Source organism: Zhongshania aliphaticivorans, from assembly GCF_001586255.1.
GTDB lineage: Bacteria > Pseudomonadota > Gammaproteobacteria > Pseudomonadales > Spongiibacteraceae > Spongiibacter > Spongiibacter aliphaticivorans.
Genome location: NZ_CP014544.1, coordinates 1026435 through 1046496 on the forward strand (window position 1 = coordinate 1026435; position 20062 = coordinate 1046496).

Below are 20062 nucleotides of genomic sequence, written 5' to 3' on the forward strand. Positions count from 1 at the left end.
CCCATTTTGATTGCGGCGACCTTGTGTCGCCGCTTGTCTAGAGGATCTCTAAATGCCTGAATATAAAGCCCCCCTGCGCGATATGCAGTTTGTGTTACACGATGTTTTTCACGCCGAGCAGCTCTGGGAAACCATGCCTGCAATGGAAGACGTAAACCGGGAATTGGCCGACGCAATTTTGGAAGAAAGTGCCAAAATTAACGAGAGCCTGATTGCGCCTTTGAGCCAGCCTGGTCACGAAGAAGGTGTGACCTGGGCAGATGGCGTAGTGACTACGCCCAAAGGTTACCCCGAAGCCTTTAAACAATTGGCTGACGGTGGTTGGGGCGGTCTGTCTGGTGCGCCAGAATACGGCGGCCAAACAATGCCTAAAATGTTGGTGCTATTGTTTGAAGAGATGCTTTACTCCTCCAATATCGCCATGGGGCTCTATTTAACGCTGACCTCGGGCGCAGCACTGGCGATTGCCAGCCATGCATCTGAAGAGCTCAAAACCAAATTCCTGCCAAATATGTACTCTGCCAAATGGGCTGGCGCCATGTGCTTGACCGAAAGCCATGCCGGTACAGACCTGGGTATGATTCGCACCAAGGCTGTGCCTCAGGCTGATGGTAGCTACAGCGTTAGTGGCACCAAGATATTCATCACCGGCGGCGATCACGACCTGACCGAGAATGTTATTCATTTGGTGTTGGCGAAACTGCCAGACGCTCCAGCTGGATCTAAGGGTATTTCTCTCTTCTTGGTGCCAAAGTTTAAAGTTAACGACGATGGTAGCTTGGGCGAGGCCAACGGCGTGAGCTGCGGCAGCATTGAACACAAAATGGGTATTAATGCGTCAGCGACCTGCGTGATGAATTTCGACGGCGCTGAAGGCTATTTGGTTGGTGAAATCAATCGCGGCCTGCAAGGCATGTTCACCATGATGAACTACGAGCGTTTGTCTGTGGGTATACAAGGCTTGAGCGCGGCCGAGGCGGCGTATCAGTGGTCTTCTCTTTACGCCCGCGAGCGCACTCAAAGCCGCGCACCATCAGGTCCGGTGAATAAAGATGGCGCCGCCGATCCGATCATTGTGCACCCAGATGTACGCCGCATGCTGCTCACCCAAAAAGCCTATGTAGAAGCAGGGCGGGCTTTTGCGGTATACGTTGGCAAGCAATTGGATTTATCTAAATTTGCCAGTGGCGAGGCCCAAGAGCGTGGCGCGGCTATGGTTGAATTGCTAACCCCAGTAGCCAAAGCTTTCCTTACCGATAAAGGCCTTGAAGGCACTGTGCACGGCCAGCAGATTTTTGGTGGCCACGGCTATGTGCGCGAATGGGGTATGGAACAGTTGGTGCGTGATGTGCGCATTAGCCAGATTTATGAAGGCACCAACGGTATTCAAGCGCTGGACTTAATGGGTCGTAAGATTGCTGCTAACGGCGGTCAAACCTTGGCGTTGTTAGTTGCTGAAATGCGCGAGTTTAGCGCTTCAGCTACGGCGGTGCAGGGTATGGATGAGTTTCTAAGCCCGCTGAATGAGGCGGTAGATAACCTCGAGTCACTATCTGCTTACGTGCTTGAACAGACTAAAAATGGCGATGCAAACGCGATTGGCGCGGCTTCGGTCGAATTCCTCCACGTTATGGGCTTCACGCTGTACACCTATATGTGGGCGATGATGTGCAAAGCGGTATTGAGTGGTGACTGTGCGCAGGGTGATGCCTTCGCGCAAGCCAAGCTGCACACCGCACGCTTCTTTGTGCAGCGCCTATTGCCACAGGCCAAAGGCTTGAGCGAGTCTATTCGCAACGGCAGTGCGAGTTTGATGGATATTCCAGAAGAAGCGTTTATCTAAATTTTGGGTAAACGGTAAAGCTGGAGAAGAAGGCGGCATCTTGCGATAATGATGCCGCCTTTTTTATTGCCTGTGCTTTTGTTAATAACAGAAGGGTGGTGATGCCTAACCCGTGGTGACGTAATGGAAAACGAACACAATAAGCTTAACCCTGAAGATCAAGCTAAAGTCGACGCCTTCTTAAAACAAGGTTACAACGAGACTGATCGCAAGCCTTATCGACCGCTTAAATTATTGGGCATCTTACTTGTAATTGTGTCTTTGATCACCGTTGGCAGCCTAATGCTTGCCCGCATGAGCGGGATTCATTAAGCCCTCACCCAGCCTAGCCCAACTTCTTTAGATCGATTGCAAAGTAGCGGTACCAAATACTGTGCTCTTCTTTGGGTGACTGCTTCCACCCATACTGGCTCGGCTTCTCCGTTTCTATTGCGAGGGTGCCGAAAAGCAGCCAGTCATACAATGCCAATAAATTGCACATATTCTTTGCGGAGTTTTTGCCCCGCGCATGATGGTGGTGGTGCTGTGTAGGGAAAGTAATAATATGGCAGAGGCCGCGCATGGTTTTGCGCACCCACGGCCAAGGGTGATTCAAGAAATATAAATCGTAATTCCAATTAACGTGGTTATGGGCCGCCCACAGGCCTTTGAACACCGTGCCAATTAAAAACACCTCAGTTAATCCTAAATAAAGGCACAAAAACTGAAACCAGAAGTTGGGCATAATGAACCAGAACAGCCAGTGTTCAACAAAGGTTTGGGTCACGCTTAACTCGCCTCGGCCGTCGTTGCCCCCCGAAAAATGGTGAGGGCGGTGGCCCATTTTGAACAGTTGCTGAACGACAAGCAGGGGCTTCCAGCGGGGTCGCCGTGCATGGGAAAAGAAATGGGCACCGCTATGTAATAACTCCTCGATAAAAATATAGGCAATGAGCACCGGCCAAAAATAAGCCTCCTGCAACCAGCCGAGGCTACCTTGATAATGCGGTGCCAGCTGGGTGCCGAGCCATGCAATGCTAAATATTAGGGCTGGCCGCTGCACCGCGCTCAGACCAAATGCAGCGATGACTGCCATGCCCCAATCTTCACGGGACTTTTTACCATTGCTGTTACGCCCAGCCTGCCATTCCCATATGGAGGCCAAAATAATAAACAAAATAACGGAGAGGCTGACGATATTGTCCATGGCTGTATTCCTAATATGCTTTATTGTCTTTACAGCATACGGCGCTATTATTATTTGTAAATTTGATGTTATATATAAATATTATCCAAATTAAATATAATGTAGGCGCACTCTATGTTTAATCTGCGCGGCGTAGATCTTAATTTACTGTCGATCTTTGATGCCTTGATGCTTGAAGAGAATATGACTCGCGCCGCGGACCGGCTAGGGATGAGTCAGCCAGCCATGAGCGCGGCCTTGCAGCGCCTGCGTCTGACATTTAACGACGAGCTGTTTGTCCGTAGCCGCTTGGGGATGACGCCCACACCCCGGGCTCAGCTGATATACCCGCAAATCCGCGAGGCGCTGGCATTAGTGCGCGGTGCGCTAGCCAAAGAGCAGCATTTTGAACCGAGTCGCGATCAGCGTTGTTTTCGTCTGCTTGGCGACAACTATTTTGAAGCCGTGGCGCTTGGCCCGCTCATGGCTCTGTTGCAACTGGCCGGCTCAGAACTTACGGTAGAGACTTTAGCATTTGCTGGTCAGGACCAAGATTTGGCCCTTAGTTTACGGCGCTTAGATGTCGATGTATTAATAGACTATGTGCCCCTGACGCAGGACTATATTTGTACTGAGCAGCTTGCCCAAGAGCGCTTGGTTGTCATTGCCAGAGCCGATCACCCTCGGATTAACGGCGGGCTATCTCTTGAACAATACCTTGCCGAAGAGCATGTCTTTTTACCGCCGCGCAGCCGCGAGCGCAGCCAGCTAGAGCAGGCCTTAGGTGGCAAATCACTGTTGCGTAAAAAAGCGGCGCAAGTACAGAATTTCTCGAGTATGTTGCCGGTGGTCGCGGCTACCGATTATCTCGCGGTGATGCCCTCGCGAATGCAGAAAGTTTTCGCTGGCGCGTTTGATATACAGTGTTTTGATTTTCCTTTGCCGATTGATCCAATCCCGATTTGGATGATGTGGCCTAAGGCCTTAGATGGTGACGCTGCTCAACAGTGGTTTCGGGCGCAATTGCGTCATTTAGTCGACACGCTGTAAGGGCTTGGCTTGGTGGCTAAGTGCTTAGACTTTAGGCCGGGTCATTTGCTAGTCTGTTTGCACACAAGCTTCGCTTAGTAGGGGACTTACAATGTCTGCGGTTTTGACTCATTTGGCACTTCATGTTCGTGACATTGAAGCTTGCATAGCTTTTTACCAAGATTATGCGGGTTTGAAATTAATTCATCAGCGCGATAATAAGGCTGGAGGTGAGGTTGTTTGGCTGGCGGAAGCGGGGCGCGAGCAGGAGTTTATTTTAGTGTTGCTGCCGGGTGGTCCCGGTCGTAATCAGCTCGATAGCGATTTTTCGCATCTGGGTTTTGCGCTGCCCAGCCGCGCGGCGGTAGATGTTATTGCGGCGCGGGGTAAACAAGATGGCATACTCGCTTGGGCGACACGCGAAGAACCCTATCCCGTTGGTTATTACTGCGGGCTACGTGACCCCGATGGCAATTTTGTTGAATTTAGTCATGGCCAGCCGCTGGGGCCCGGCGCCAATGGATAATGCAAGCTTGAAAATTGCAATCGCTGATTATCACAACGTCGCTCACCGGGCCGGAATTATCACCTTAATGTCAGCTTATGCCTTAGACCCTATGGGTGGCGGCGAGGCATTGCCGCAGGAGGTGTTAATGAATTTGTGTGATGCCTTAGCCGGTGAAGCGGGCGCCATTACCTTATTGGCCTTTGATGGTGAAAATGCGGTGGCGCTGCTTACCGCCCTGCGCGGATTTTCTACCTTTAAATGTAGGCCACTGCTGAATATCCACGATGTGATGGTTTTACCGCAATACCGGGGGCAGGGCTTGAGTGATCGCATGATTGCTGAGCTTGAAGAGTTTGCTCGCTGTCATGACTACTGCAAACTGACCTTAGAGGTGCTAGCGAACAACCTCAGCGCACAGCGGGTGTATCAGCGTTGCGGTTTTGCGCCCTACGAACTCGACCCTGAACAAGGCGCAGCTACCTTTTGGCAAAAGCAGCTAATTTAGTCTGTGCGTAGAACGAGCTAATTGCACTAATGATATGAAACTACCGAGAAAGGGCATTGATCAATGAAAGGCAAAATACTCGATTTCAAAGCCGACACTGGCGCCGGTGTGATTAGCGCCGAAGACGGTCAGCGTTATTCGTTCACCGCCGCGCAGTGGCAAGCCGACACTGATATCCGGGCCGGTGTTGCCGTGGATTTCGTGGCAGCGGGTGCGCAGGCCGAAGCCATTTATGTAGATACCGCGTTGGTTTCTGGCTCGTCTAAAAAAGTGGCTGCGGCACTGTTCGCATTTTTCTTTGGGGTGTTTGGCGTACATAAATTTTACTTGGGCTATACCAAGCAGGGCGTGATCATGGTGCTGGCCTTTGTGTTTGGTTTTATTCTTCTGGGCCTGCCCTCCCTTGTCGTTGCGATTATTGCCTTTATTGAGTTTATTATTTACATCACTAAATCCGACGCGGAATTTGAGCAGAGCTATGTGCTTAATCAGCGGCCGTGGTTTTAAGAGTGAGTATGGCGTATCAGCGGGTAGTGGTATTGACTGGCGCGGGGATCTCCGCAGAGTCTGGCATTAAGACGTTTCGTGCGGCAGACGGCCTTTGGGAGGAACACCGGGTTGAAGACGTGGCGACCCCTGAGGGTTTTGCGGCGAATCCCACGCTAGTGCAGCGCTTCTACAACGAGCGCCGTCGCCAATTATTAAGTGCAGCGGTAAGCGTAAATCCGGCTCATTTAGCGCTTGCTGAATTTGAGAAAAAATTTAGCGGTGAGCTTTTACTCGTCACCCAAAATATTGACGATCTTCATGAGCGCGCGGGCTCGCAAAAACTTATTCATATGCATGGCGAATTACTCAAAATGCAGTGCAGCTATAGTGGGGTGGTTTATCCAATCGCCACCGATATCAGCGCGGACGCTCGCTGCGCCTGTTGCGGCCTGCGTGGCGGTCTGCGCCCGCACATCGTATGGTTTGGCGAGATGCCCTTGGGAATGGATGAGATTTACACCGCCCTGGAGCAGTGTGATTTGTTTATTGCGGTGGGTACCTCGGGCAATGTCTATCCGGCGGCGGGTTTTGTGCAAGCGGCGGCAAGTGTCGGGGCCCATACCATCGAAGTAAATTTAGAGCCATCGGCAGTGCAGTCCGCGTTTTCGGAAACCCGCTACGGGCTGGCCAGCGTTGAAGTGCCACGTTTGCTCAATGAGTTGTTGGCCGCTGCAACTCGTTAAATACACTGCGCATTCGCCAAGATACCCAGCGTGGCTAAACCCTCTTCGAGTTGAGTATTCCAGGGGCAGGCGCAGGAAATTCGCAGGCAATGCCGGTATTTTTCGCTGGCGGTAAACAGCGGTCCAGCGGCAATGCTAATGTTTTGCGCTAGGGCTTGCTCAGCTAATAACAGGGTGTCGACCTGTTTGGGCAGTTCTAACCACAGGGCATAGCCACCTCGAGGTTGGGTGATTTGGGTGCCGCTAGGCATATGCCGCGCTAAGGCTTCTCTGATGCGCGCTGTTGAGGTGGCCAGTGCCGCCCGCATGCGATGTAGGTGGCGGTCGTATTCGCCGCTGCGCAGCAGGCGTTCGGCGGCCAATTGCGGAATGGTGGCGCTAGCGGCGTTTAAGGTGAATTTTTGATAATTCAATTCCTCGCTGTATTTGCCTCCAGCAATCCAGCCTATGCGCAGCGCTGGTGATAGGGACTTCGACAGTGAGGAGCAGTACAGCACGTCACTGTCTGTGTCGTAGCGCTTGGCGATGCTTGGCCGCAGTTGCTCAAAACTTAATTCACCGTAAATATCATCTTCAATTAATGGGATGCGCGCCGCGCTGAGCATGGCGACCAAATCTCGCTTTCGGGTATCGTTTAACGTGGCGCCAATGGGGTTGCTGAAATTGCTGACCACAATACATGCTTTGACGGGCCATTTCTCGATCGCTAACTGCAAGGCTTCCAAGGAAATGCCGTGCTGAGGATCTGTGGGTATTTCTAGGGCTTGTAGGCCTAGTGAATCAATTATTTGCAGCAAGCCATAAAAAAGTGGCGACTCTAAGGCGACAATATCGCCTGCTCGGCAGCTTACTTTAAGGGCCAGATATAGGGCTTCTTGGCAGCCCTGTGTAATCGTGATGTCGTCGGCATGAAGTTGGCAACCAAGCTTGTTCATGCGTTTGGCGAGCTGTTGGCGCAGACCCAGATAGCCCGGAGGGAATTCGTAGCCATTGCTGCGCGCGTGGGGGTGCCGGGCGGCGCTCGCTAGGGCCCGCTCTAGCGCCGCTACCGGTAAAAAGCTGGCATCGGGAACAGTCGCCCCCAATCGCAGTATGCCGGGCCGGTTGGCAGCAGAGATGACCTGCATGACCCGTTGCTGGCTATTAATGAGGGTGGGCTTGGTATCGGGTCGGGACTCGCTAGGAGGACACACCGCGTTTTCAAAACGGGCTTTAATATAAAAGCCGGAGCGCGGTCGCGCCTCGATATATTGCTCTTGCTCTAAATAGCGGTAGGCAGCCAGTGCGGTAGATAGGCTGACATGGTGGGCTTCACTGGCTTGGCGCACGCCGGGGAGTTTGTCGCCGATATTGAGCTGACCTTGCTCGATATGCTCGGCAATCTGACTAGCGATTTGACGGTAGCGGGGCGGCATTGTGGCTTCCTGGTGCTGAACTGTTATGCAGCACAGTTGTTAAAAATGCTAATCTGTACTGGGTCAATGAAATAATAGTGTATCTGTTATGGTTTTTCTTGTCGCGTTAATCTGAGTATGTCTCGGTTATAGCTCAGCAGGGCGGAAAGGAGTCTGTAGTGAATACATTGAAACTACTTTTTTATCGGTTAAAAAAATTACCGCTATTATTGTATTTTGCAAATACACTTTTTATCAGTGGCGTACTTGCGGTGATCATAATATTACTCGCGGGCGGGGGTGGCGCAAGTATTCAGGAGCGGGAGTGGTGGTGGAATATTCATTAGGAATAAATGTATGAAATATTTTGTAGTAGATGCCTTTAGTCGGCAGAAATATCGCGGTAATCCTGCGGCCGTGTGTTTGCAAGAAGGAGATATGTCCGATGTGGAAATGCAGCTATTAGCGGCTGAGTTTAATTTGTCTGAGACTACGTATTTACAATTTCTTGCCGATGGTCACTACCGCTTGCGCTGGTTTACGCCATTGACCGAGGTGAATCTCTGCGGTCATGCGACTTTGGCAGCCGCTCATGTGCTGTGGAATCAGTGCGGTATTAGTGCGACGCAGCTGCGTTTTGCAAGCCGCAGTGGTGAATTGTCTGCCCGTTTACATGACGATGGCATCGCGCTGGAATTTCCACTGGTTGAAACCGCGCCGCTCGCGGATAGCCTGCCGGTGCGCGGCTTGGCAAATAGTGTTGTGGCGGCCTTTAGTGCGGGCGAAGATTTATTGATTGAACTGGCAGATAGCGCGGCGGTGCAAAATTTTGTGCCCGATCTCGCGGCAATTGCCGCTTTGCCGGCGCGGGGTTTGATTGTCACTGCCAGTGCAGCTGTTGGCGATCATAGTGATGTGGATTTTGTCTCGCGCTTTTTTGCGCCTGCTGCAGGTATTGATGAAGACCCCGTAACCGGCTCTGCGCATTGTGCGCTGGCGCATTATTGGTCTCAAAAGCTTGGCTGCAATGCACTGCGAGGGCGGCAGATATCTGCTCGTAGCGGCGAAGTAGAGGTCGCAATTAGTGGCGACAGGGTTACTTTGTCTGGGCAGGCGGTAACGGTTATGGAGGGTAAGATTTTCTAGGTGGCTTAGCTGCGACGGTGCTGGCGGTAGTCACTCGGCGCTAGGCCAATGGTTTTTTTAAACAGCCGGGAAAAATAATAGGCGTCATCGTAGCCGACGGCGGCGGCCACCTGTTTTACTGATTGGCTGGTGCTGTCGAGTAAATAGCAGGCCCGCTGAATTTTCATATTAATAAAATACTGAATCGGCGATTGGCCGGTATGGGCTTTAAATTTTTTGGTGAAGTGATATTTCGATAATTTTACTTCCGCGGCCAATTCGTCGAGATTGAGTTGGCCGTGAATATGTTCCTGCATGGTGGCGCGCAGCCGTTCCCAGTTCAGTGCCTTACCACTCTGCGGGCGTTGTTGACGAACCAGAAGTGCAATATAGCTGAGCAGGGCTTGCAACTGATGCCCGCCCTGCATAAATTCGGCGAATTGATAGGCACTGCGGCGCAATTCTGAAAGGCCGTCAAATATTCGCACCACCCGGGGTTGCACGCCAATATTCACGCAGGGGCTGCTGAGTTGAATATGCTGGTAAAAGTCGTCGGCTAAATTCCCGTCAAAATGCAGCCAGTAAATGGTCCACGGGTCTTTGCCATCGGCTTTGTATGCGTGGGGGTGGTCTGGTGGCAGCAGAATAATATCGCCGCTATTGATGCGGTAGTGTTTGTCGTCGCACATTAAAGTGCCTTTGCCGGCAATGCAGTAAATAAGCAGATGACTGTCGTGTTGCTGGCGTTGCATGCGGTGGCCAAAAGCGGCGGGGTAGTAGCCCATGGCGAGGGGATACAAGCCCTGTGTTAGGGGGTGTGCGGCCAATTGTGTTTGTACAAATTGGGGTGTTAGAAAGCGAATACCTTGGGGGGGGAGCGGCCAGTCTGAGGTGATGGGCATGGTAAACCTTTGGATTTAGGTGGTTTTTTCTTTTTTTAAAAAATTGTTTAGACCAAAGTCTATGCGCAATATAGTCCATCAAGTCGGCAATATAATCAATCCTACCGGATTCCTAACTGTGTTTATATGGTTGCCCTATTTCTGCGTGGCTGGCTGCGACCCAGCTACGCTGTTGTAAACCACAAAAATAACCCGGAGAGATATCATGGCCGCTGAAACCGCTGTTGCTACTACAGAAGAGGCACTACTTGTGCAGTCTCTGATTGCCCGCTCGCGCGCCGCGCAAGCTCAGATCGCCGATTATAGCCAAGAGCAAGTCGACGAACTGATCACCGCGATGGTGTGGTCTGTTGCGCGCCAGGATGTTGCCGAAAAAATCGCCAAATTCACCGTAGAAGAGACCCAGCTCGGTAATTATGACGGCAAGTTCCTCAAAATATTTAAAAAAACCCGCGCTGCATTGTTCGATATTATCAATGATAAGTCGGTCGGTATTCTGGAAGAAGATAAAGAACGCAATATCGTTAAAATCGCCAAGCCAGTAGGGGTGATCGGTGCCCTAACACCTTGCACCAACCCAGAGGCCACGCCAGTCATTAAAGCGATATCTGCGATTAAAGGCCGTAACTCTATTATTGTTGCACCGCACCCGCGCTCAAAATTGACCAACAAAATGATCTGCGATTTGATGCGCGGCGCCCTTAAAGCTTGTGGCGCACCAGAGGATTTGGTTATTTCCATGGACAGCCCGTCGATGGAAGGTACCGCTGAACTGATGAAGCAATGCGACCGTATTCTGGCTACCGGCGGCGCGCCGATGGTGAAATCGGCATACTCAAGCGGCACCCCTGCACTGGGTGTGGGCGCAGGTAATGCGGTTATCACTGTTGATGACACCGCAGACCTAGATGAAGCTGCTGAAAAAATCCGTATTTCTAAAACTTTAGATCTGGCGGCATCCTGCTCTTCAGACAACGCGGTTATCGCCTTTGAATCAAACGTCGACGCGCTGCTTGAAAAGCTGCAAGCCCAGGGCGGTTATATCTGCAACGCTGAAGAGAAAGCTAAGTTGCAGAGTATTATTTGGGAAGACGGCCACATTGCCCCGCGTATTGTTGCCCAGCCTGCGAGCGTACTGGCTGAAATGTCGGGCATTGACCTACCCGAAGGCAAGACCTTCTTCATTGTGCCTGAAACGGGTGCAGGCCCAGATCACCCCTTCTCTGGGGAGAAAATGTCGGTTGTGATGGCTTTCTACACCGTGAAAGATATTGACGGCGCCATTGCCATGACTAACGCCATTCAGGCCTATCAGGGGCAGGGCCACTCCTGCGGTATTTATTCTTATAGTGATGAGAACATCATGAAGTTTGCCTACGCGACCAAAACCTCTCGGGTGATGGTTAACCAGCCACAGGCGCCGTCTAACAGCGGTAACTTATGGAATGGTATGCGTCAAACCTTCTCACTCGGTTGTGGTTCTTGGGGTAATAACAGCACCAATAACAATATCACTTGGCGCGACCTGATCAACGAAACCTGGGTGTCTAAGCCGCTGGCGGTGACTAAAGTGATTCCATCTGACGAAGAGCTCTTCGGCAAAGTAATGGATAAGTTCAAGTAAGCTTTGCTTCTAAACGCCGCGCTTTCCGCGGCGTTTTTATTGATGATTAAATAACAAAGAGAACCCTATGGACTTTAACCTTTCCGACGATCAAAAAGCGTTCGCCGAAAGTGCGCGGTCATTTGCCGACGGCATATTTAAGCCGAATGCGGCCCAGTGGGACGCTGAACACATTTTCCCCAAAGATGCGCTAAAGCAGGCCGGTGAATTAGGCTTTATGGGTATGTATACCCCTGAAGACGCGGGTGGTTTGGGTATGAGCCGCTTGGATACCAGCGTCATTGTTGAAGAATTGGCGCGGGGCTGCACTTCTACCGCGGCGTTTTTGACCATTCACAATATGGCGACCAGTATGGTCGGCACCTACGGCAAACCGGCTTTAATAGAGCAGTGGTGTGGCGATTTGGTGATGGGTGAAAAGCTCGCGTCTTATTGCTTAACAGAGCCCAGCGCCGGTTCCGATGCAGGTAGCTTGCGTAGCACCGCCCGCGCCGATGGCGATAACTATATTGTTAACGGCAGCAAAATGTTTATCTCTGGCGCGGGCTCAACCGACTTGCTGGTGGTGATGTTGCGCACCGGCGCCGACGGCCCTAAAGGTATTAGTGCCTTTGCGATTCCGGCGGATGCTCCGGGTATAAGCTACGGCAAGAAAGAAGAGAAAATGGGCTGGAATAGCCAGCCGACTCGCACCGTGAGCTTCGAAGACGTGGTGGTTCCGGCGGCGAATATGCTGGGCAGCGAAGGCCAAGGTTTTAAAATTGCCATGAAAGGCTTGGATGGCGGCCGTATCAACATCGCCACCTGCTCAATTGGCACCGCTCAGGCCGCGCTGGAAGCGACCATTGAATACGTAAAAGAGCGTAAACAGTTTGGTCAGGCGATTGCCGACTTTCAGAACACCCAGTTTAAATTGGCTGATATGACCACCGATCTGGTGGCTGCGCGGCAGATGGTGCGCTTGGCGGCGTTTAAACTCGATAGCGGCGACCCGGAAGCCAGTACCTATTGCGCCATGGCAAAACGCTTTGCGACAGATGTATGCTTCACAATTTGCAATGACGCCCTGCAATTGCATGGTGGTTACGGTTACATTAAGGAGTACCCACTAGAACGCCATGTTCGCGACAGTCGCGTGCATCAGATTCTGGAAGGGACCAATGAAATTATGCGGGTCATTATTGGCCGACGTTTATTAATAGATGGCGCCTTGGAGGTGATTAAGTGAGCAACTACAGTCCCACAGAAAAACTAAAAGTAGAGATCATTGACCATACAGCTTTGATTACCATCGACAACCCAGGTGCAAATACTTGGGATGCTGAATCTTTAAGTGGTATGCGCGAGCTGATCGCCAATTTAAATGCCGACAAAAATATTTACAGCCTAGTGATTACTGGCGCTGGCGAGAAATTCTTCTCAGCGGGCGCCGATTTAAAAATGTTTGCCAGCGGCGACAAAGCGGTTGCCCAAGACATTGGTTTAAAATTTGGCCAAGCCTTTGAGGCACTTGCTGATTTCCGCGGTGTTTCAATTGCGGCGATCAATGGCTTTGCCATGGGTGGCGGTTTGGAATGTGCTTTAGCCTGCGATATTCGTATTGCAGAAGCTCATGCCCAAATGGCGCTGCCAGAAGCGAAAGTGGGTTTGCTGCCCTGCGCCGGCGGTACTCAGCGTTTGACCGCCTTGGTTGGCCCAGGTTGGGCTAAGCGCATTATTTTGTGCGGGGAGCGTATTAAAGCAGATAAAGCGCTGAGTCTTGGTTTGGTTGAGGAAGTTGTTGAATCCGGTACGGCTAAAGCAGCGGCACTGGCCTTGGCGGCGCAGGTTGCCCAGCAAAGCCCAGTTTCCGTGACCTTCTGCAAAGAACTGATTCACAAGCCTCGCGAAGCGGTTATGCCTCAGGGTTTGCTGCTTGAGCGCGAGCGCTTTATTCAGTTATTCGACACTTTAGATCAAAAGGAAGGTGTGAATGCCTTTCTTGAAAAGCGCAGCCCAGCGTGGAAGAACGCGTAATGGTGGCGCATATTGAAGAAGTTCTATTTGAAGAGCGTCGCTCGGCGAGTGGTCCTGCGGTGGGTGTTATTACCCTGAATGTCGAAAAGACCTTGAATTCACTCACGCTGAATATGGTTGAGCTGATGTTGGTCAAGCTCCGGGAATGGCGCGAGCGCAGTGATATTGCCTGTGTGTTTATTCATGGCGCTGGGCAAAAAGCCCTGTGTGCCGGTGGCGATGTTCAGGCTTTATATAAGTCATCCGTCGAGCAGCCCGGTGGCCCCTGTGAATACGCAGAAGCGTTTTTTGAACAGGAATACCGCGTTGACTATTTGCTGCACCAATTCGACAAGCCGGTCATTGTTTGGGGCCACGGTATTGTTATGGGCGGTGGTATGGGCGTGTTTGCGGCGGGTAGCTATCGGGTTGTTACCGAAAAAACCCGTTTGGCCATGCCTGAGATCACCATTGGCTTATACCCCGATGTTGGCGGTAGTTATTTTTTGAACCGCATGCCGGGTAAAGCTGGTTTGTTCTTGGCCTTAACTGGCGCCTCGTTTAATGCGGCGGATGCGCTGTATCTCGGTTTGGCTGAGGGCTTTATTGAACACGAGTACGCTGGAGAGGTATTGAACGCCTTAACCGACGTGGCGTGGTCTACCGGTGTTGCCGATAACCAAGAGCGTGTTTTTGATTTGATGGCTGGCTTCGTTGCTCGCTCGAAAGCCGCGCTACCTGCAGGAAACGTTGAGGCCGCAGCGCTAGAGATTGAGCAGATCTGCGCTGGTGACGACGATCTTGCGGTGATCAATAGCATTATTGCTGCACAGTCTGAAAATCCCTGGGTTCAGAAAGCTGCCGCGACCTTGGCGTCAGGCTCGCCGCTGAGTGCGCGCTTGATTGCCGAGCAAATTCGCCGCTGTAAGGGCTTGAGTTTGAAAGCGGCCTTTCAGGCCGAGGCATTGCTATCAACCACGATTATTCGTCAGCCCGAGTTTGCTGAAGGTGTGCGCGCGCTGTTAATAGACAAAGACAAAAACCCCGCCTGGCAGCATGCATCGCCAGCCGAGGTGCCGCAGTCTTTAATCGATCATCATTTTACCGCGCCCTGGGCAGAGAACCCACTGGCTGATTTATAGGTGAATCCATGGTCAGTAGCAAAATGAATAACTAGGCAATGGTTTTGGGGCGGCCTAGGCCGTTCCATTTTTTAATCTTGAGGTGGCCACTGGGCCGTCAGCAATCTAATAAATAGGTAAGTGTCATGGCGAATATAGCGTTTATTGGTTTAGGGAATATGGGCGGGCCAATGGCTGCCAATCTGGTTAAAGCTGGCCATCAGGTCACGGTTTTTGACTTGGTGGACGCCGCGATGGATGCGGTTGTTGCCCAGGGAGCCAGCAAAGCGGCCACGGCATTGGACGCGCTCGCTGGCGCTGATACCGTGATAACCATGTTACCTGCGGGCAAGCATGTGGCTGGCCTATACCTTGGTGACGAAGGTTTGATCGCGAAGGCGAGCACCGGTACTTTGTTTATGGATTGCAGCACTATCGATGCTGAAACCGCCCGCAAGGTTGGCGAGGCAGCAACGGCGCAGGGTTTGCAAATGCTGGATGCCCCGGTATCTGGTGGCGTTAAGGCCGCGCAGGCTGGCACGCTGGCCTTTATGTGTGGTGGCGATACAGCGGCTTTTGAACGGGGCAAAAAAGTCCTTGAGGGCATGGGGAAAAATATTTTTCTTGCTGGGGATCACGGCGCCGGTCAGATCGCTAAAATCTGCAATAATATGCTCCTTGCAGTACACATGATAGGCACCGCAGAAGCACTGCAATTGGGTGCAAACAATGGCCTAGATCCTAAGGTATTGTCAGAGATCATGCTCAACAGCTCTGGTAAGAACTGGTCGCTAGAAAACTACAATCCCTACCCGGACGTTATGCCTACCGCGCCAGCGTCAAATGACTATAAGCCCGGCTTTATGGTGCAGCTCATGCTTAAGGATTTGGGACTAGCCATGGAAAATAGCTTGGTTACGCAAAGCGCGGTGCCAATGGGGTCACTGGCGCGCAGTCTGTACTCCTCGTTCTCTCAAAAAGGTAATGCCCAGCGCGATTTCTCCGCTATTTTGGAAATGTTTCAGTCTGAATAGTGCGCTACACGCGCTTTGCTAAATAAAAAAGGCAGCTAGCGCTCAGGCGTTAGCTGCCTTTTTTATTTGCGTGTGGCGCCATTGCCCGGACTTTGTGGCAAGGTAGGCTAGTGTTTATGTTGAGTAGCGTGAATTATGGCTTTTGATGCTGGAACGGCAATTATTCTTATCGGTATGCCCGGGGCGGGTAAATCGACCATTGGTGTTCGCCTTGCAAGCCAACGCAGCATGCCTTTGATTGATACCGATCGCCTTATTGAGCAGCGTGAAGGCTTAACATTGCAGGCGATACTTGATCAGCGCGGCTATTTAGCGCTGCGTGAGATCGAAGCGCAGGTCTTGATCAATCACTGCTTCACCGGCCAGATTGTCGCCACCGGTGGTAGCGCTGTATACAGCGCCGAGGCCATGGCCCATTTGAAGCGCTTTGGCCCCTGTGTATTTTTGGATATTCCCCTAGACGAGATTCTTCGTCGGGTGCAGAACCTTGATAGTCGCGGTATTGCCGGGCCGTCAGGCTCAAGTTTGGCTGAGGTCTACGCCGAGCGCCTGCCGCTCTATAGACAGTATGCCGATATTGTCATTGATGGCGCTAACCTGGATGAATTGACCCTACTGGCAGAGGTTGAGACGGCGTTAAAGACCTTCTAAGAATATGCAGGCCACTGAGAGTGCAAAGAGCGCGGTGAGTACGTTAAGCTAGGGAAATAGATTTAAGGCACAGAACTGCCAAAATAACGAGAAGGACCCCCACCCCTAATGCCTGTAAAAGCCTATACCTGTATTGAAATCAGCAAAGAAGACTTGAAGTTTTCCGGTGCGCATTTCACCATTTTTTCCGCCACCGAGCGGGAGCGTCTGCACGGCCATAATTTCAAGGTCAGTTTATTGTTAACCGCCGATGTGGGTGACAATGGCATGTGTTTTAGTTATGTGGAGATTAAAACCCGCTTGCGTAAGCTCTGTGCCCAGCTCGATGAGTACACCTTGCTGCCCGCAGCGTCACCGTTTATGCAGATTCGCACTGAGGGTGCGCAATACATTGCTGAGTTCAATGGCGAGGAAATTCCCTTTCTAATCTCAGATACCTTGGTCCTGCCAGTGCGCAATACCACTGTTGAGGAATTCGCCCGCTATCTATTAGAGCTCTTACTGCGTGACGCGCCGTTTATTGAGGGCAATGAAATTCGTGAGTTAATCATGAAAGTCTCTTCAGGTCCCGGTCAATGGGGCTCGGCGAGCTGGAGTCGGGATTAGCAGCGACGATGCTGCAGTGGCATAGCTGCATTAGACCAAGCTCAGGTCAAGGGCAGTTCAGAACACTAAGTTTGGCAACTGGGAATGAAAAATGAAGAAAGTATTGATTGTCAGTGGCGGCAGCCAAGGTATTGGCTACGCTACGGCGCAGCGATTCCAGGCTGAGGGCTACCGAATTGTTAACCTATCGCGCAGAGGTATCGCTTTAGAAGGTGCGGAACAGATCTGTGTCGATATGCAGCAAGCAGATTGGTTGCAAAGTTGTGGCGCAGAGCTGGCAGCCATTGCCGAGGATGCCGATCAGGTGGTGTTGCTGCACAATGCCGCCCGCCATGACGGCGATAGCGTCGGTAATTTGGCCGCTGAAAACTTTCGGCAGGTATTGCAGGTCAACCTAGTGGCGCCGCAGCAGTTAAACGCGCTACTGATACCGCTAATGAAGCCGGGTTCCGCAATTCTTTATATGGGCTCAACCTTGAGTGAGAAGGCTGTGGCGGGCTGTGCTTCCTATATTGCCAGCAAGCACGGGGTTATTGGTTTAATGCGGGCAACGACTCAGGATTTGATCGGCTCCGGAATTCATAGCGCGTGTATTTGCCCAGGTTTCACTGATACCGGCATGTTAAGAGGCATGCTCGGTGATGATCCGGCGGTGTTGGCGGGCATCACTGGCATGGTCAGTTTTGGGCGTTTGATTGACCCTGCTGAAATTGCCGCAACAATTTGGTTCTGTGCAAGCAGTCCGGTTATTAACGGTAGTGTTATTCACGCTAACCTCGGGCAAATTGAACGCTAATCGGCTTTTTCGCCATTTTTTTGGCTCCTTATTTTCTGCATTATAATGGGGCGATATTGCTGATTTCAGTGTCGCACCCTTTCGATTTATTCCCCTCACTGGGCAATTTCAAATCCGCTCCTAAACACGGTCAGTCCGCTTGAATAGCGACTGTCGCTCACCCGTGCCGCGATTATTAACGCACCGCCACGCGGGGGCATGCTCGCTAATGTTTCTCTTATGATCCGCAATATTTTGTGATGGCCGCAATCTTGCTTAATCTTTAGTGAGCGATTTACTTTAAGTTTATGTATTTGTCTGCATAAATATTGTTGAAGCGCTTTAGGCATAAACCCTCGGCAGATAGGTAGTATCCAAGATGGTGGTGTGCGCTAATTCGCACCATGATTTTGCTGTCACTAGAATGTTTAAAAGTTTCGTGTACGAGCAAATATTTTTTTAGATTTATTCCGTAAATTATTGATAATCCAACTGGATGGTCATCTCGTAACGGAGTACAGTAAAGATGCTTGCACACATAAAGGGCGTTTAAAATATCCTTGTCGTGGAGTTTTTTGGCGCCGCAGCACAGCACAGAAGGAGATTGCAAAGATGGGCATATTAGACAATGTTCGTGAGCAATACCTGAAGGGGCGTGAAGAAGAAATGTCCCTTGAGGCCTATTTAGACCTCTGTCGTCAGGACCCACTTGCTTACGCAACCCCTGCGGAGCGTATGTTGGCCGCCATCGGCGAGCCAGAGCTTATTGACACCCGCAAAGACCCGCGTTTATCCCGTATTTTTTCTAATCGTCTTATTCCCCGCTACCCAGCCTTTGAGGAGTTTTATGGCCTCGAAGATGTTATTGCGCAGATTGTGGCGTTCTTTAAACACGCAGCTCAAGGTTTGGAGGAGCGCAAGCAGGTTCTGTATTTGCTGGGCCCCGTTGGCGGCGGTAAATCCTCCATCGCAGAAAGATTAAAAAAGTTAATGGAAGCGGCGCCAATTTATGCGCTGAAAGGCTCGCCAATTAATGAGTCGCCGCTGGGTTTGTTTGACCCGCTGCGCGATGGCGAACAACTGGAAAAAGAATACGGTATTCCCACGCGCTATCTCACCGGCCTGTCTTCGCCGTGGGCAATTAAACGCCTAGATGAATACGAAGGTGATTTAACAAAATTCCGCGTGGTACGAATTCAACCTTCGGTCTTGAAACAGGTTGCGGTTACAAAAACCGAACCCGGTGACGAGAACAACCAAGATATATCCACCTTGGTCGGTAAGGTAGATATTCGTAAACTTGAAGCTTATGCCCAAGACGATCCCGATGCCTACTCTTATTCCGGTGGTCTGTGTTTAGCCAACCAAGGTCTGCTTGAATTTGTGGAGATGTTCAAAGCGCCCATCAAAATGCTGCACCCGCTGTTAACCGCTACCCAAGAGGGCAATTACAAGGGCACTGAAGGTTTCTCGGCGATCCCTTTCCAAGGGATTATTTTGGCTCACTCTAATGAGTCGGAGTGGCTGACTTTTAGAAACGACAAACACAACGAGGCGTTCCTTGATCGGGTGTATATCGTTAAGGTTCCCTATTGTTTGCAGGTGTCCGAAGAGGTCAAAATTTACGAGAAATTGATGCGCCACAGTTCCTTGTCTAAGGCGCCATGCGCACCCGGAACGCTGGAAATGTTGGCCCAGTTTACGGTTTTGTCTCGGCTCAAGGAGCCAGAGAATTCCAGTATTTACTCTAAAATGCGGGTCTATGATGGCGAATCCTTAAAAGACACCGATCCAGCTGCTAAATCCTTCCAAGAGTATCGCGATTACGCGGGCATCGACGAGGGCATGACCGGCATGTCGACCCGCTTTGCCTTTAAGGTATTGTCGGCGGTATTTAACTACGATAACGCCGAGATTGCCGCCAACCCCGTGCACTTAATGTATGTGCTGGAGCAGCGTATTCTTCGCGAGCAATTGCCGGAAGACACCCAGCGAACTTACCTAGAATTTATCAAGGGCTGGCTCGCAGTGCGCTACGCCGAGTATGTGGGTAAGGAAATTCAAACCGCTTATTTGGAATCGTACTCAGAGTACGGTCAAAATATTTTTGATCGCTACGTGACCTTTGCCGATTATTGGATTCAAGACGAAGATTATCGCGACCCAGAAACCGGTGCAATTTTTGATCGCGGCACCTTAAATAGCGAATTGGAAAAAATTGAAAAACCCGCGGGCATTGCCAACCCTAAAGATTTCCGCAACGAAATAGTCAATTTTGTATTGCGGGCGCGGGCGCAAAACGAGGGTCGCAATCCCAGCTGGACTAGCTACGAGAAATTGCGTGAGGTCATTGAGAAAAAAATGTTCTCAAGTACCGAAGAGCTGTTGCCCGTTATTTCCTTCAATGCCAAAGCCTCAGTTGAAGACAAGCAGAAGCACGAGAACTTTGTGACGCGTATGGTTGAGAAGGGGTATACCCCGAAACAGGTCAGACTGTTGTCCGAGTGGTATTTGCGGGTTAGAAAATCGGGTTAATACTCAGTCAATGAAAGG

General features: G+C 51.1%; 21 protein-coding genes. 18 read left to right on the plus strand and 3 right to left on the minus strand.

Annotated elements, in window-relative coordinates; all coding sequences use genetic code 11:
- Positions 1–52 precede the first annotated feature (52 nt).
- Both AZF00_RS04460 and AZF00_RS04465 read left to right on the plus strand, forming a co-directional pair.
- Positions 53–1843: an acyl-CoA dehydrogenase C-terminal domain-containing protein gene (locus tag AZF00_RS04460; protein WP_008246251.1), complete on the plus strand. Its 1791-nt coding sequence runs from the start codon at positions 53–55 to the stop codon at positions 1841–1843.
- 123 nt (positions 1844–1966) lie between these two features.
- Positions 1967–2155, plus strand: a complete 189-nt coding sequence (locus tag AZF00_RS04465; protein ID WP_008246253.1) for a DUF3094 family protein — start codon at positions 1967–1969, stop codon at positions 2153–2155.
- A gap of 13 nt (positions 2156–2168) precedes the next feature.
- Here the strand turns inward: AZF00_RS04465 and AZF00_RS04470 are convergent, their stop codons facing one another.
- On the minus strand, positions 2169–3029 hold the full coding sequence (locus AZF00_RS04470) for a sterol desaturase family protein (protein ID WP_008246255.1): 861 nt from the start codon (positions 3027–3029) through the stop codon (positions 2169–2171).
- A 114-nt stretch (positions 3030–3143) separates the two neighbouring features.
- Here AZF00_RS04470 and AZF00_RS04475 point away from each other — a divergent pair, with 114 nt between their 5' ends.
- The 5 genes from AZF00_RS04475 to cobB all read left to right on the plus strand — a co-directional run bounded on the left by AZF00_RS04475 (position 3144) and on the right by cobB (position 6282).
- A complete protein-coding gene (locus AZF00_RS04475; RefSeq protein WP_062383241.1) occupies positions 3144–4058 on the plus strand; it encodes a LysR substrate-binding domain-containing protein in 915 nt (304 codons plus the stop codon).
- Between the two features lie 91 nt (positions 4059–4149).
- Positions 4150–4563 (plus strand): VOC family protein, encoded by a 414-nt coding sequence (locus tag AZF00_RS04480; protein ID WP_008246258.1) that lies wholly within the window; start codon positions 4150–4152, stop codon positions 4561–4563.
- A complete protein-coding gene (locus AZF00_RS04485; protein WP_008246260.1) occupies positions 4556–5050 on the plus strand; it encodes a GNAT family N-acetyltransferase in 495 nt (164 codons plus the stop codon). Before AZF00_RS04480 ends, AZF00_RS04485 begins: the two co-directional genes overlap by 8 nt.
- 63 nt (positions 5051–5113) lie before the next feature.
- Positions 5114–5557 (plus strand): NINE protein, encoded by a 444-nt coding sequence (locus AZF00_RS04490; RefSeq protein ID WP_008246263.1) that lies wholly within the window; start codon positions 5114–5116, stop codon positions 5555–5557.
- Between the two features lie 8 nt (positions 5558–5565).
- Positions 5566–6282, plus strand: coding sequence for a Sir2 family NAD+-dependent deacetylase (cobB, locus tag AZF00_RS04495; protein WP_008246265.1), 717 nt, complete (start codon positions 5566–5568; stop codon positions 6280–6282).
- Here the strand turns inward: cobB and AZF00_RS04500 are convergent.
- Positions 6279–7697: an aminotransferase-like domain-containing protein gene (locus AZF00_RS04500; RefSeq protein WP_008246266.1), complete on the minus strand. Its 1419-nt coding sequence runs from the start codon at positions 7695–7697 to the stop codon at positions 6279–6281. The two genes, cobB and AZF00_RS04500, sit on opposite strands and share 4 nt — an antisense overlap.
- Before the next feature lie 158 nt (positions 7698–7855).
- Here AZF00_RS04500 and AZF00_RS19285 point away from each other — a divergent pair, with 158 nt between their 5' ends.
- Positions 7856–8023: a hypothetical protein gene (locus AZF00_RS19285; RefSeq protein ID WP_156474844.1), complete on the plus strand. Its 168-nt coding sequence runs from the start codon at positions 7856–7858 to the stop codon at positions 8021–8023.
- Between the two features lie 10 nt (positions 8024–8033).
- A complete protein-coding gene (locus AZF00_RS04505) occupies positions 8034–8822 on the plus strand; it encodes a PhzF family protein (protein ID WP_008246269.1) in 789 nt (262 codons plus the stop codon).
- A 5-nt stretch (positions 8823–8827) separates the two neighbouring features.
- Here the strand turns inward: AZF00_RS04505 and AZF00_RS04510 are convergent, their stop codons facing one another.
- On the minus strand, positions 8828–9703 hold the full coding sequence (locus AZF00_RS04510; RefSeq protein WP_008246271.1) for an AraC family transcriptional regulator: 876 nt from the start codon (positions 9701–9703) through the stop codon (positions 8828–8830).
- 205 nt (positions 9704–9908) lie between these two features.
- Between AZF00_RS04510 and AZF00_RS04515 the strand changes: the two genes are divergently transcribed.
- From AZF00_RS04515 to AZF00_RS04555, 9 genes are all read left to right on the plus strand, one after another.
- On the plus strand, positions 9909–11327 hold the full coding sequence (locus tag AZF00_RS04515) for an aldehyde dehydrogenase family protein (RefSeq protein WP_008246272.1): 1419 nt from the start codon (positions 9909–9911) through the stop codon (positions 11325–11327).
- Positions 11328–11394: 67 nt separating this feature from the next.
- Positions 11395–12555, plus strand: a complete 1161-nt coding sequence (locus AZF00_RS04520) for an acyl-CoA dehydrogenase family protein (RefSeq protein WP_008246273.1) — start codon at positions 11395–11397, stop codon at positions 12553–12555.
- Positions 12552–13343: an enoyl-CoA hydratase gene (locus AZF00_RS04525; protein ID WP_008246283.1), complete on the plus strand. Its 792-nt coding sequence runs from the start codon at positions 12552–12554 to the stop codon at positions 13341–13343. The genes AZF00_RS04520 and AZF00_RS04525 overlap by 4 nt, the downstream gene beginning before the upstream one ends.
- On the plus strand, positions 13328–14464 hold the full coding sequence (locus AZF00_RS04530) for an enoyl-CoA hydratase/isomerase family protein (protein WP_231856189.1): 1137 nt from the start codon (positions 13328–13330) through the stop codon (positions 14462–14464). Before AZF00_RS04525 ends, AZF00_RS04530 begins: the two co-directional genes overlap by 16 nt.
- A 125-nt stretch (positions 14465–14589) precedes the next feature.
- Positions 14590–15477, plus strand: a complete 888-nt coding sequence (mmsB, locus tag AZF00_RS04535; protein WP_008246293.1) for a 3-hydroxyisobutyrate dehydrogenase — start codon at positions 14590–14592, stop codon at positions 15475–15477.
- A 135-nt stretch (positions 15478–15612) separates the two neighbouring features.
- A complete protein-coding gene (locus AZF00_RS04540) occupies positions 15613–16128 on the plus strand; it encodes a shikimate kinase (RefSeq protein ID WP_008246294.1) in 516 nt (171 codons plus the stop codon).
- 108 nt (positions 16129–16236) lie between these two features.
- Positions 16237–16734, plus strand: coding sequence for a 6-pyruvoyl trahydropterin synthase family protein (locus tag AZF00_RS04545; protein ID WP_008246296.1), 498 nt, complete (start codon positions 16237–16239; stop codon positions 16732–16734).
- Between the two features lie 91 nt (positions 16735–16825).
- A complete protein-coding gene (locus AZF00_RS04550; RefSeq protein WP_008246299.1) occupies positions 16826–17530 on the plus strand; it encodes an SDR family NAD(P)-dependent oxidoreductase in 705 nt (234 codons plus the stop codon).
- A 591-nt stretch (positions 17531–18121) separates the two neighbouring features.
- On the plus strand, positions 18122–20044 hold the full coding sequence (locus AZF00_RS04555) for a PrkA family serine protein kinase (protein ID WP_008246301.1): 1923 nt from the start codon (positions 18122–18124) through the stop codon (positions 20042–20044).
- The last annotated feature ends 18 nt before the right edge of the window (positions 20045–20062 follow it).

What these genes read in the sequence shown, in the direction of transcription:
- AZF00_RS04460 (WP_008246251.1), top strand. Translation starts at nt 53, where the DNA reads ATGCCTGAATATAAAGCCCCCCTGCGCGATATGCAGTTTGTGTTACAC.
- AZF00_RS04465 (WP_008246253.1), top strand. Translation starts at nt 1,967, where the DNA reads ATGGAAAACGAACACAATAAGCTTAACCCTGAAGATCAAGCTAAAGTC.
- AZF00_RS04470 (WP_008246255.1), bottom strand. Translation starts at nt 3,029, where the DNA reads ATGGACAATATCGTCAGCCTCTCCGTTATTTTGTTTATTATTTTGGCC.
- AZF00_RS04475 (WP_062383241.1), top strand. Translation starts at nt 3,144, where the DNA reads ATGTTTAATCTGCGCGGCGTAGATCTTAATTTACTGTCGATCTTTGAT.
- AZF00_RS04480 (WP_008246258.1), top strand. Translation starts at nt 4,150, where the DNA reads ATGTCTGCGGTTTTGACTCATTTGGCACTTCATGTTCGTGACATTGAA.
- AZF00_RS04485 (WP_008246260.1), top strand. Translation starts at nt 4,556, where the DNA reads ATGGATAATGCAAGCTTGAAAATTGCAATCGCTGATTATCACAACGTC.
- AZF00_RS04490 (WP_008246263.1), top strand. Translation starts at nt 5,114, where the DNA reads ATGAAAGGCAAAATACTCGATTTCAAAGCCGACACTGGCGCCGGTGTG.
- cobB (WP_008246265.1), top strand. Translation starts at nt 5,566, where the DNA reads ATGGCGTATCAGCGGGTAGTGGTATTGACTGGCGCGGGGATCTCCGCA.
- AZF00_RS04500 (WP_008246266.1), bottom strand. Translation starts at nt 7,697, where the DNA reads ATGCCGCCCCGCTACCGTCAAATCGCTAGTCAGATTGCCGAGCATATC.
- AZF00_RS04505 (WP_008246269.1), top strand. Translation starts at nt 8,034, where the DNA reads ATGAAATATTTTGTAGTAGATGCCTTTAGTCGGCAGAAATATCGCGGT.
- AZF00_RS04510 (WP_008246271.1), bottom strand. Translation starts at nt 9,703, where the DNA reads ATGCCCATCACCTCAGACTGGCCGCTCCCCCCCCAAGGTATTCGCTTT.
- AZF00_RS04515 (WP_008246272.1), top strand. Translation starts at nt 9,909, where the DNA reads ATGGCCGCTGAAACCGCTGTTGCTACTACAGAAGAGGCACTACTTGTG.
- AZF00_RS04520 (WP_008246273.1), top strand. Translation starts at nt 11,395, where the DNA reads ATGGACTTTAACCTTTCCGACGATCAAAAAGCGTTCGCCGAAAGTGCG.
- mmsB (WP_008246293.1), top strand. Translation starts at nt 14,590, where the DNA reads ATGGCGAATATAGCGTTTATTGGTTTAGGGAATATGGGCGGGCCAATG.
- AZF00_RS04540 (WP_008246294.1), top strand. Translation starts at nt 15,613, where the DNA reads ATGGCTTTTGATGCTGGAACGGCAATTATTCTTATCGGTATGCCCGGG.
- AZF00_RS04545 (WP_008246296.1), top strand. Translation starts at nt 16,237, where the DNA reads ATGCCTGTAAAAGCCTATACCTGTATTGAAATCAGCAAAGAAGACTTG.
- AZF00_RS04550 (WP_008246299.1), top strand. Translation starts at nt 16,826, where the DNA reads ATGAAGAAAGTATTGATTGTCAGTGGCGGCAGCCAAGGTATTGGCTAC.
- AZF00_RS04555 (WP_008246301.1), top strand. Translation starts at nt 18,122, where the DNA reads ATGGGCATATTAGACAATGTTCGTGAGCAATACCTGAAGGGGCGTGAA.